Source organism: Flavobacterium sp. ASW18X, from assembly GCF_005144745.1.
Classification (GTDB): Bacteria; Bacteroidota; Bacteroidia; order Flavobacteriales; family Flavobacteriaceae; genus Croceivirga.
Genome location: NZ_SWKK01000003.1, coordinates 377,283 through 388,023, shown reverse-complemented (window position 1 = coordinate 388,023; position 10,741 = coordinate 377,283). Strand labels below are relative to the sequence as shown.

General features: G+C 37.9%; 9 protein-coding genes and 1 tRNA gene. 1 reads left to right on the top strand and 9 read right to left on the bottom strand.

Annotated elements, in window-relative coordinates; translation table 11 throughout:
• Positions 1 to 175: 175 nt before the first annotated feature.
• Positions 176 to 1,072, bottom strand: coding sequence for an outer membrane beta-barrel protein (locus tag FBT53_RS02735; RefSeq protein WP_136949629.1), 897 nt, complete (start codon positions 1,070 to 1,072; stop codon positions 176 to 178).
• Positions 1,073 to 1,372: 300 nt separating this feature from the next.
• Here FBT53_RS02735 and FBT53_RS02730 point away from each other — a divergent pair, with 300 nt between their 5' ends.
• The gene (locus tag FBT53_RS02730) at positions 1,373 to 2,272 is read left to right on the top strand and encodes an NAD(P)/FAD-dependent oxidoreductase (protein ID WP_136949628.1); all 900 of its coding nucleotides are present in this window, start codon (positions 1,373 to 1,375) and stop codon (positions 2,270 to 2,272) included.
• Positions 2,273 to 2,357: 85 nt separating this feature from the next.
• Here the strand turns inward: FBT53_RS02730 and FBT53_RS02725 are convergent.
• From FBT53_RS02725 to FBT53_RS02690, 8 genes are all read right to left on the bottom strand, one after another.
• Positions 2,358 to 2,431 (bottom strand) — tRNA-Arg (locus tag FBT53_RS02725).
• A 10-nt stretch (positions 2,432 to 2,441) separates the two neighbouring features.
• Positions 2,442 to 2,894, bottom strand: coding sequence for a GatB/YqeY domain-containing protein (locus tag FBT53_RS02720; RefSeq protein WP_136949627.1), 453 nt, complete (start codon positions 2,892 to 2,894; stop codon positions 2,442 to 2,444).
• A gap of 92 nt (positions 2,895 to 2,986) precedes the next feature.
• A complete protein-coding gene (gene ftsZ / locus FBT53_RS02715; protein ID WP_136949626.1) occupies positions 2,987 to 4,999 on the bottom strand; it encodes a cell division protein FtsZ in 2,013 nt (670 codons plus the stop codon).
• A 23-nt stretch (positions 5,000 to 5,022) separates the two neighbouring features.
• Positions 5,023 to 6,393 (bottom strand): cell division protein FtsA, encoded by a 1,371-nt coding sequence (gene ftsA, locus FBT53_RS02710; RefSeq protein ID WP_136949625.1) that lies wholly within the window; start codon positions 6,391 to 6,393, stop codon positions 5,023 to 5,025.
• A gap of 3 nt (positions 6,394 to 6,396) precedes the next feature.
• Complete coding sequence (locus tag FBT53_RS02705; protein WP_136949624.1) at positions 6,397 to 7,116, bottom strand: cell division protein FtsQ/DivIB; 720 nt, start codon at positions 7,114 to 7,116, stop codon at positions 6,397 to 6,399.
• The gene (gene murC / locus FBT53_RS02700) at positions 7,106 to 8,458 is read right to left on the bottom strand and encodes a UDP-N-acetylmuramate--L-alanine ligase (protein ID WP_136949623.1); all 1,353 of its coding nucleotides are present in this window, start codon (positions 8,456 to 8,458) and stop codon (positions 7,106 to 7,108) included. Before murC ends, FBT53_RS02705 begins: the two co-directional genes overlap by 11 nt.
• Complete coding sequence (gene murG / locus FBT53_RS02695) at positions 8,455 to 9,543, bottom strand: undecaprenyldiphospho-muramoylpentapeptide beta-N-acetylglucosaminyltransferase (protein WP_136949622.1); 1,089 nt, start codon at positions 9,541 to 9,543, stop codon at positions 8,455 to 8,457. Before murG ends, murC begins: the two co-directional genes overlap by 4 nt.
• The gene (locus tag FBT53_RS02690) at positions 9,530 to 10,732 is read right to left on the bottom strand and encodes an FtsW/RodA/SpoVE family cell cycle protein (protein ID WP_136949621.1); all 1,203 of its coding nucleotides are present in this window, start codon (positions 10,730 to 10,732) and stop codon (positions 9,530 to 9,532) included. The genes murG and FBT53_RS02690 overlap by 14 nt, the downstream gene beginning before the upstream one ends.
• Between the last annotated feature and the right edge of the window lie 9 nt (positions 10,733 to 10,741).

Here is a 10,741-nt window from a genome sequence, read left to right as displayed (position 1 = left end):
TTTGAGAGAACAACAAAAAGCAGCTTAATGAATATTAACCAGAACCTAATTTAGAGCAAAACCTGTCCTAATCACTGGGGGATGCTCAAAAATGTAATTTTTTTTTGCAAAAACAACTAAAAAAGCCTTGACTACATGCAAGTCAAGGCTTTTTCTTAAAATTATATTTAGATACTTAGAAATTGTAACGCACACCCAAATTTAAACCAATACCACTAGCATTTACGTACTGTGTTGGTATATTCCTTGGTTCATTTTCACTCTCACCAGTTGCATTGTCAATGGTAAAACTATCAGAAAAAATAAATTCTTTCTCTGCTCTTGGCAAATCTTCTAATTGTTGTCCTGGCACCAATTGCGACTGGGCACCTGTAACTGCTCTAGTGACGTAGCTCTTTATTTCTGCAGATTTACTTTTTATCGTAAAACTCTTAAACTCCAACTCACTAAATAATTCCCATTTATCATTCAACGGATACGTTACCCCAACTGCACCAGAATAACCTACACTAAAATGGCTTTTAACCTCAGATTCTGCGTTAACCATAATATCAGTACCATCACCACCACCGTCTATTTGTAAAACATTAGTATCTATAGTTAAATCGCCGCCAACGGTCAATAACAATCCAGCGCGTACATATGGATTCCATTTAGAAAAGTTTGGAGTTAAATATATTGCCGGATTCAAATCGAAACCCTGTATCTCTACATGTGATGAAGAAATAATATTTGGAGTAACTACCTCCCCTACGAGTGTGCTATTGCCTCTAAAATAGTTTAATCCCATTTCTGCACCTACATACTCATTAAACATATAGCCCCCAGCTACAAAAAACTTATAGCCAGCCCCCGCGGTACCATTTAAAGATTCTACAGTTGTGGTGCTACCATCTGCGCTAACACGTATAGAAGTAGATTGTTCAATACCAGTAATACCATTAGGGTCTGTATTATTAAACTCACTCTTAGAAAATTCATCAGAATATCCACCCCCTGCTTTAACGTACCATTGTTGTGCACTAACGTGTGTTGCTGCAATTAGCAACAAACCAAAAATTACCCTTCTCATTAATATCAGTTTTTGAAATTTTTGCAGAGATAACAAAAATTGAACTCAATTTTTGACACATTTAACATAAGTTTTATCCTGAAAGATGGCTTCTGAATTCAAGCAAAAGCGTAATACCTACACACTCATTATTTTACTTGTATTATTAATGGAATAAATAAGATATGTGCCGTTTGAAACAATAACATTATTTAACACATATCTTACAAAAGAATTTAATTGCAAACGAGTCGCATTTAACAATTATTGATATATTTATCTCCTATGTAATGCGATTCATTCGCACTTAATAAAACAATAATGTCTCAATTTGATGTAATAATTATAGGAGGTAGCAATGCAGGTTTATCTACTGCACTAACTTTAGGCCGTTCTTTACGTTCTGTTTTAGTTATAGATAATGGCCTTCCCTGCAATGCCCAAACACCGCATTCTCACAACTTCTTAACACAAGATGGTAAAACCCCTGCTGAGCTTGCAGCATTAGCAAAAGCAGACGTCTCCAAGTATAATACCGTTGAATTCTTATATGATACTGCACTAAAAGCAATTAATTATGAGAAACATATTGAAGTTGGCACAGAAAAACATGGCACATTTACTGCCAAAAAACTGGTATTGGCTACAGGAATAAAAGATGTTTTACCTACCATTCCTGGTTTTAAGGAATGTTGGGGAATTTCTGTGGTGCACTGTCCGTTTTGTCACGGCTATGAAATTAGGTCTAAACCTACTGCCCTACTTGCAAAGGGCGAAATGGCAATGCATATGGCAGGAATGATACATCATCTAACCCACAATTTAATCTTACTCACCGATGGAGAGGGCGATTTGAACGAGAATCAACTTGCCAAATTAAAAAAACATCATATTGAAGTTGTAAATCATAAAATTGATTCTCTTACACATACTGCAGGACAAATTGAGAACGTAGTTTTCACCAATGGTGATGAAATAGCTATAGAAGCACTGTATGCCAAAGTACCCTTTACATTACCTATTGGCATTTTAAACGCTCTGGGTTGTTCCCTTGACGAAAATGGTTTCATAGCTGTTGATGAAATGCAAAAAACCACTAATCCTAATGTTTTTGCCTGTGGAGATAATAGTTCTAGATTACGCTCTGTAGCCCATGCCGTTGCTTCTGGAAACAAAGCGGGCGCTGTGATACATATGGAATTGGTCCACGAATCTTTCTAAATCATTTTGTGGTAAAACAGCGACCACAATAGGCATAAAAAAACGCTCAATTTAATTGAGCGTTTTTTGTAATAATACTATGGTGTGACCCAGGGAGGATTCGAACCCCCAACCCTCAGAGCCGAAATCTGATATTCTATCCAGTTGAACTACTGGGCCATTTTTATTATTAAGAACTTAATTTTTCTTTTACTAAAGTAGAAATGGTTTTACCGTCTGCTTGCCCTGCAAGTTCTTTAGACACAATGCCCATAACCTTACCCATATCTTGCATTCCATTGGCGCCAACAGCAGCTATAGTCTGTACTACTACTTTTTCTACCTCTTCTGCTGTTAATTGTTCTGGCAAAAACTTTTCTATTACAGCAACCTGTGCTAGTTCTGGTTCTGCCAAATCATCCCTACCCTGCTCAGAAAAAATGGCTGCACTGTCCTTACGCTGTTTTACCAGTTTCTGTACTAGTTTCACCTCTTCTTCTTCTGTTAATTCTGCACCAGCGCCTTTATCGGTCTTTGCCAACAGAATAGCAGATTTAATAGCTCGCAGCGCCTCTAAAGCCACGGTATCTTTGGCTTTCATAGCCGCTTTCATGTCCGTCATTACGTTTTCTTGCAATCCCATAATCTAGCTTATTTAGGCCAGCGAAGATAAAAAAATAAACCCGAAAAAATTTAGTTTTCGGGCTTATACTCATATAATCGACTTTTAAGTTCTTAGTCTACATTATCATGTAAATAAGAATTGTTGCTACGCAACTGTATTTCGTCATTGCTATCCTCGCCCAAGCTCATCCTAGACACTCTTTGTTCCTTGTTACCTTCTTCAAACTCTACCCCTTGTCTTTTGTAAGCTGGCACCTTTTCAATTTCGTCTAAACTAGAGCGGTTATTTTTAAACTTGTAATTAAAATTCTTAAGTTTTCTTTTACGCTCATCTGCTCGTTGTTTAAGCAAATCGCTAATAGAACTATTCATTGGATCCATATCACCACCACCATTTTCTTGAGTCTCAGTTTTGGCTATTGGTTTTGGTTCCTTTTCTAAAGTTTCTACTGTTCGTTTCTCAAAATTAATCTCTTCTTCTTTTAATTTTGGCTCAGAAGTTTCTACTTTTTTAGATTGAGCTGCGGTTAGTTTTGTTTCTAACTCCATATACTCCTCTAAATTATAGCGCGTTTCTGCTGTCTTCTGGTATTCTTGAGTTGGCTGCACCTCTACATAATCTTTAACCTCCATGTCCTTAATGTCATCATCCAAATCAAAAACTATGGTATTTGTAGCTTCTTCCTTGTCTTCTTTAACATCATTCAATGGCATATCAAAACTAAGTGTAAACTGATCTTCGTTCGTGGTTGCTTTTGGATGTACCAATTCTGCATCTATCACTTCAATTTCACTAAGAATATCTTTGGCTTCTATGATGATAAAGTCATCTTCCTTAGGTCTAGCAATAACTTCTTTAACAGGCTCAGCTACTACCTCTTCATAAAATACATTGAAATTACGAATGTAACTTGTAGTTGGTATTAAATCTGACTCTGGCTCTCTGATGACCTGCTTAGGCTTATCCTCTTCTAAGGTATGCTTTATAACTGGTTTAGGAGTAATTGGCTCCTCTACAGCATCTTCTAGTGTAAAACGCTTTATACCAGCATCGCCACTTAAATCGTGCGTAGCTTTTTGCTCGTCTTCTAGCGTGTGAATAATTTTCTTAGTCTCTGTATTTACTATCTCATCTTGTTGGTCTACTGCAAAACCGGTAGCAATTACTGTTACCGCAATAGCCTCTCCAAGGTTTTCATCCTCACCAACACCCATGATAATGTTTGCCCCATGACCCGCCTCTATCTGGATATGGTCATTAATTTCACCAATTTCATCAATGGTAATTTCTTGAGAACCAGAAACAATTAACAATAATACATTTTTAGCACCACGTATTTTATTGTCATTTAATAAAGGGGAATCTAAAGCTTTAGTTATTGCTTCATTAGCTCTAGTAGAGCCAGACGCCATAGCAGAACCCATTATGGCAGTACCACTATTACTTAGTACGGTCTTAGCATCTCTAAGGTCAATATTTTGTGTGTAGTGGTGTGTTATTACTTCTGCAATACCCCTAGCTGCAGTGGCTAAAACTTCATCTGCTTTAGAGAAACCTGCTTTAAAACCAAGGTTACCATATACTTCTCTAAGCTTGTTATTATTTATAACAATGAGAGAGTCTACATTAGCTCGTAACTTTTCTATACCCAATTGTGCTTGTTTGTTACGCATTGCTCCTTCAAATTGAAAAGGAATGGTAACAATACCTACGGTAAGCACGTCTAATTCTCTGGCAATTTTGGCAATTACAGGGGCTGCACCCGTACCTGTACCACCACCCATACCAGCGGTTATAAAGACCATCTTAGTTGTACTCTCTAACATGTTCTTTAACTCTTCCATACTTTCCAAGGCCGCTTGTTCCCCAACCTCTGGGTTGGCTCCAGCTCCTAATCCTTCTGTTAAAGAAACCCCTAATTGAATTTTATTAGGTACAGCACTGTTTTCTAAGGCTTGCGAATCTGTATTACAGATTACAAAATCCACCCCGTTAATACCGGCAGTGAACATGTGGTTTATGGCATTGCTACCACCACCACCTACGCCAATTACCTTGATAACGTTACTTTTATGCTTTGGCAAATCGAATGCTATATTGTCGAACTCGTTGCTATTACTCATGGTGCTTATTTTTCTGGGTACGTTTATTCTGCGTTATCTAAAAAGTCTTTTAATTTCTCTGACCATTTATCAAAAATGGACTTACGTTCTCTGCTAGATGCGGTAACGGTTTGGCGCTGTGCTTGCACATGTTGCTGCTCCTCCCCAACCAACACCTCTTCTTGCTGTTGTTGCTCTCTTGGCTGCTCTTCTGTAGCCAATGTTTCTTCTTGCGCTTCAGTTACATTTCTAACATCATTCTTAAGAGCATTCATTAATAAACCAACTGCAGTTGCATACAATGGGCTAGCGATACTATCATCAGAATCACCTGCTAAATGCTCATTAGGATAACCAATACGGGTATCCATACCGGTAATATATTCTACCAATTGCTTAAGGTGTTTTAATTGGCTACCACCGCCGGTTAATACAATACCTGCAATAAGTTTTTTCTTTTGATCTTCATGACCATAATTTCTAATTTCTACATACACCTGCTCAATAATCTCTACCACACGTGCATGAATAATTTTAGAAAGATTTTTTAGGGTGATTTCTTTTGGTTCACGACCACGAAGACCTGGTATGGATACAATCTCATTGTCTTTGTTTTCACCTGGCCAAGCAGAACCAAATTTAATCTTAAGCAATTCTGCTTGCTTTTCTATAATAGAACAACCTTCTTTAATATCTTCGGTAATCACATTACCACCAAACGGAATTACAGCGGTATGGCGAATGATACCATCTTTAAAAATGGCTAAATCTGTAGTACCACCACCTATGTCTATTAAAGCGACACCTGCCTCTTTTTCTTCTTGACTAAGCACAGCTTCTGCAGACGCTAAAGGCTCCAAGGTGATGTTACCTAAATCTAAACCTGCACTTTTAATACATCTACCTATATTTTTAATGGACGATACTTGCCCTACTACTACATGAAAGTTAGCCTCTAATCTACCACCGTACATACCCATAGGCTCTTTAATCTCTGATTGGCCATCTACTCGGTATTCTTGTGGTAAAACATGAATTATTTCTTCGCCTGGTAACATAACCAATTTATACACTTGGTTACACAGCAAATCCAAATCGTCCTCATTAATTACTTCTTCTGCATTAGGTCTAGTTATGTAATCACTATGCTGTAAACTACGGATATGTTGGCCCGCAATACCTACAACAACGGACCCAATTTTTAAGCCAGAATTTAACTCGGCTTGCTCTACTGCTTGTTGTATAGAGGCAATGGTTTGGGTAATATTGTTGACTACCCCTCTATGCACCCCTAGACTCTTACTTTTACCAGAACCTAGAATCTCTATTTTACCATACTCATTCTCCCGACCAATAATCGCAACAATTTTGGTGGTACCAATGTCTAAACCAACTGAATATTTACCTTGTTCCATACCTTATATTTTGGTGCAAACCACTTGATTATCAAATTCTAAACTCACCATGGCGTAACTATTTAAGCTTTTATCTTTAGCAGCTTTTACATAAAACGCCATAAAATTCTTGAACTTCTCGTCAAGGTTTTCCACACTCCCTAAATGCACTACAAACTCCTCTACCCTTAACTTTAATTGGTATTGGTCTTCATCTTTAAGATGTATACCAATTACATTTTTTCTTAAAAAATCGTCCTTGTTTATGTACTCCAAAATAGCGTAGGCATCTTCTAAAGTTTTCTCTGTTATTTTACCTGTAATGATGGGCACTCTTGCCGAGTGGTGTCTGGATAACGGCATGCGTTTTCCTTCATCATCCAAATAAAATCTAGAGACTCCTTCAACCCTTCCTATTGGTTTACGCTGAACAATCTTTGAAATAAGTGTACCATTAACAGAGCGGTAAACTTGGGCATTTTTAACCATAGGATTGGATTGTATAACCTCTTCTATGGAATTCAAAACTACCTCTTCTTTTGCCCTATTTTTTAATGGTCCATATTTTTGTATTAACAATTTATTAACCGACTCTTCTGTGATATATAAATTGTTGTCTCCCAAAAACTTAATTTCCAATTCTGTTCCTGGTCGCAAGTTATTTCTATACCCTGCAAAACTGTACAAGCCAACCACAACCAACAGTAAGCCAATTAGTTTAATATGTTTCAACTTAATTTGCATAAGTCAATCCATTTTTAATTTTTTCTACCTCTAAACCAATATCCCCAGCACCCAAAGTCATTAAAACCTCTAGGTCGCCTTTTTTGAGCTCTTCTACAAGACTATCCTTTTCTACAATTCGTTTCTTTGGATGGTCAATTTTACTAAGCAATACTGCTGAAGTAACACCAGGAATTGGCTCTTCTCTTGCCGGATAAATTTCTAACAGAATCACTTCATCGAACTGCGCTAAGCTTTTCGCAAATTCTTTTAAAAAATCCCGTGTTCTAGAAAACAAATGTGGCTGAAAAATGACAGTCACTTTTTTCCCAGGATGCATTTCTCTTACTGCTTGATGTGCTGCATCTATTTCCGTAGGGTGATGCGCATAATCATCGATATAAAAGAAATCCTCATTCTTTATTTGATACGAAAACCTACGCTGCACACCTTTAAAACTAGCCAAACCTTTAGCCAAATCACTTGCGTTAAAACCTGCTTCTACAGCCATAGCAAATGCTACCAGTGCATTGGCAAGATTGTGACGGCCTGGCTTAGCAAAAACAACGTCTTTAATTAATTTCTTGGGTGTTTGTATATTAAAACAATAACACCCATTTTGCACACGGACATCCGTTGCACAATAATCAGACCCATCTTCTATACCATAAGTCACACCTTCTAAGCCCATTGTTTGTGGAACAAACAACTTGCCCCTACCAGACAGTTTAGCCTTGAACGCTTTGAAGCTATCCACTAAAGTCTCTGCATCCCCATAAATATCCAAATGGTCTGCATCCATAGAAGTAATACATGCCATATCTGGATGGAGTTGTAAAAATGAGCGATCGTACTCGTCTGCCTCTACCACAGCATATTTTGAGCCGTTAAAGATGAAGTTGCTGTTAAAATCCTCTGAAATACCTCCTAAAAATCCAGAAAACGGAGCATCTACAACTTTCAACAAGTGCGCTAATATGCTACTTGTTGTAGTTTTACCATGCGTCCCAGCTACTGCAAAAGAATAGGCATTTTTAGTGATTAAACCCAAAACTTCCGCTCTTTTAAGCACATTAAAGTCTTGAGTATTGAAAAATGCTAGTTCTGAATGCTTTTGGGGTATTGCTGGTGTATAAACCACCAAGGTTTCGTTTACCGTTTTGCAAAAATCAGGTATTTCTGATACCGCGTCCTCATAGTGAATAAGCATACCGGAAGACTCTAATTCTTGAGTAAGCGGCGTCTTGGTTTTATCATAGCCAGCAACCTGCTTACCTATAAATTGAAAATAACGTGCTAGGGCAGACATACCTATGCCACCAATACCCACAAAATAAACGCTATTTATATCTTTTATATTCACTTTAATAACTGCTCAATTTCATCTACAATCATTTCCGTTGCCTGCGGCAAGGCTAATGCTTTAATATTTTCTGACAACTGCTTTTGCAGGTCTTTAGAAGTCAACATTTCATTAAAAACAACTTGAAACTTCTCTTTTAGCTCATTTTCTTTCAGCATCAATGCAGCATGCTTTTGCATCAATGCCTGAGCGTTCTTAGTTTGATGGTCTTCTGCCACATTAGGAGATGGAATAAATAATGTTGGCTTACCCACTAAACACAACTCAGACACAGAACCAGCACCTGCTCTAGAAATAATAAAATCTGCCATTGCGTAGGCCTTATTCATCTCGTTCAGAAATGCACGGACCAACACGCTTTTTTCGTTATATTTTTTATATTCTTCGTGATACAATTTTCCGCATTGCCAAAGTACTTGGACTTGTTTTTCTTTGAAGAATGGTAACTGCTCTTCTACCAACTGATTTACACGCCTTGCCCCTAGACTCCCGCCAAGCACTAAAACCACTGGCACATTTACATCAAAGCCAAACTCCTTTTTAACTTCATCTGAATTTAAAGTAGTTTCCAACAAATCCTTTCTAACAGGGTTTCCTGTTTTTACTACTTTGCGTTTTGGGAAAAATTGCTCCATCCCGTCATAGGCAACACATATCTTATGTGCTTTTTTGGCCAATAATTTATTGGTAACTCCAGCAAAAGAATTCTGTTCTTGCAACACATAAGGCACTTTGGATTTAGACGCCATTTTTAACAAAGGACCACTAGCAAAACCACCTGTACCTATAGCCACGTCTGGCTTGAATTTTTTTAAAATGCTGCGCGCTTTAATTAGACTCGTTAGGAGTTTAATAGGAAACAATACATTTTTTAAAGACAGTTTGCGTTGCAAACCACTAATCCACAACCCTTCTATAGCATACCCTGCTTGTGGCACTTTCTCCATCTCCATTTTATCCTTTGCCCCAACAAATAAAAACTCAGCATCAGGAAACCTGCGCTTAAGCTCATTTGCTATAGCAATAGCCGGGTAAATATGACCACCCGTACCGCCACCAGAAAGTATAAACTTATATCTGCCCACTTAATATCTCTAAAGGGTTTGTATCATCTATTTCTGCAGAGGATTCTTCCTCCGTTTTTTTATTACTTGCACTCAGCACAATACCAATAGCTAAACAGGTCATCCAAATGGAAGTACCCCCCATACTAATTAAAGGTAAAGGCTGCCCTGTAGTTGGAAATAATTGCACTACCACCGCCATGTTTATCAATGCTTGAAAAACAATCGGGATACCTACACCTATTACCAAAAGCTTACTAAATATAGATTGTGCTCCGTTAGCCACCACCACAATTCTGAACAATAAAAGCAGGTAAAAGAATAACAATCCCACCCCACCTATTAAACCATATTCCTCTATGATAATAGCGAAAATAAAGTCTGATGTACTCTGCGATAAGATGTTTTTCATCACACTCTTACCAGCTCCTTTCCCTACTAATCCACCTTGGGCCACAGCCATTTTAGCATAAGTTACTTGCCTGTTAGCATCGGCACTAGCATCCTCTGGATTCATAAAAGTTTCAATCCTAGATTTCCATGTACCTGCTCTATCTGGCAGCACCTCTGGCGCTTTAAATAGCACGAACATAAACATACCTACAAGAACCGCTCCAGTACCGCCTATAACTATCAAATATTTTAAGGGATAACCTCCCAAAAAACACAATAAAAATGCCATTGCACCAACAATTGCCGCAGTAGAAAAGTTAGCAGGTAATATTAAACCTACCACCAATGCAATTGGTATCCATAGTGGCAAAATACTTTCCTGAAAAGTAATTTGCTTCTCTCTAATTTTACTTAAATACCGAGCTATCCATATCATTAACACCACAGAGGCTAGAGTAGAGGTTTGGAAAGGTATCCCAACAATGGGAATTGTAATCCATCTATTAGCACTAACCCCGCCAATATTGGTTTCTACGGTTAAAGTGTAGGCCAACAAACCTAATACTATAGGAAAACCAATAAGACTCAACCCCTTAAAGTAGTGCGCCGGTATTCTGTGCACCGCAAAAATAATCATGAAACCCAGAAACAATAACACACCATGTTTTACCAGATGCCCTAATGCCGTCCCAGTATCTTTTACGTAAACTAAATTGGTACTAGCACTATAAACGGGCAAAAAGGAAAACACTGCCAACAACGCCACAATTCCCCAAATGGCGCGGTCCCCTTTTATGTTTTTCATTAATGCCTTCATGTACAACTA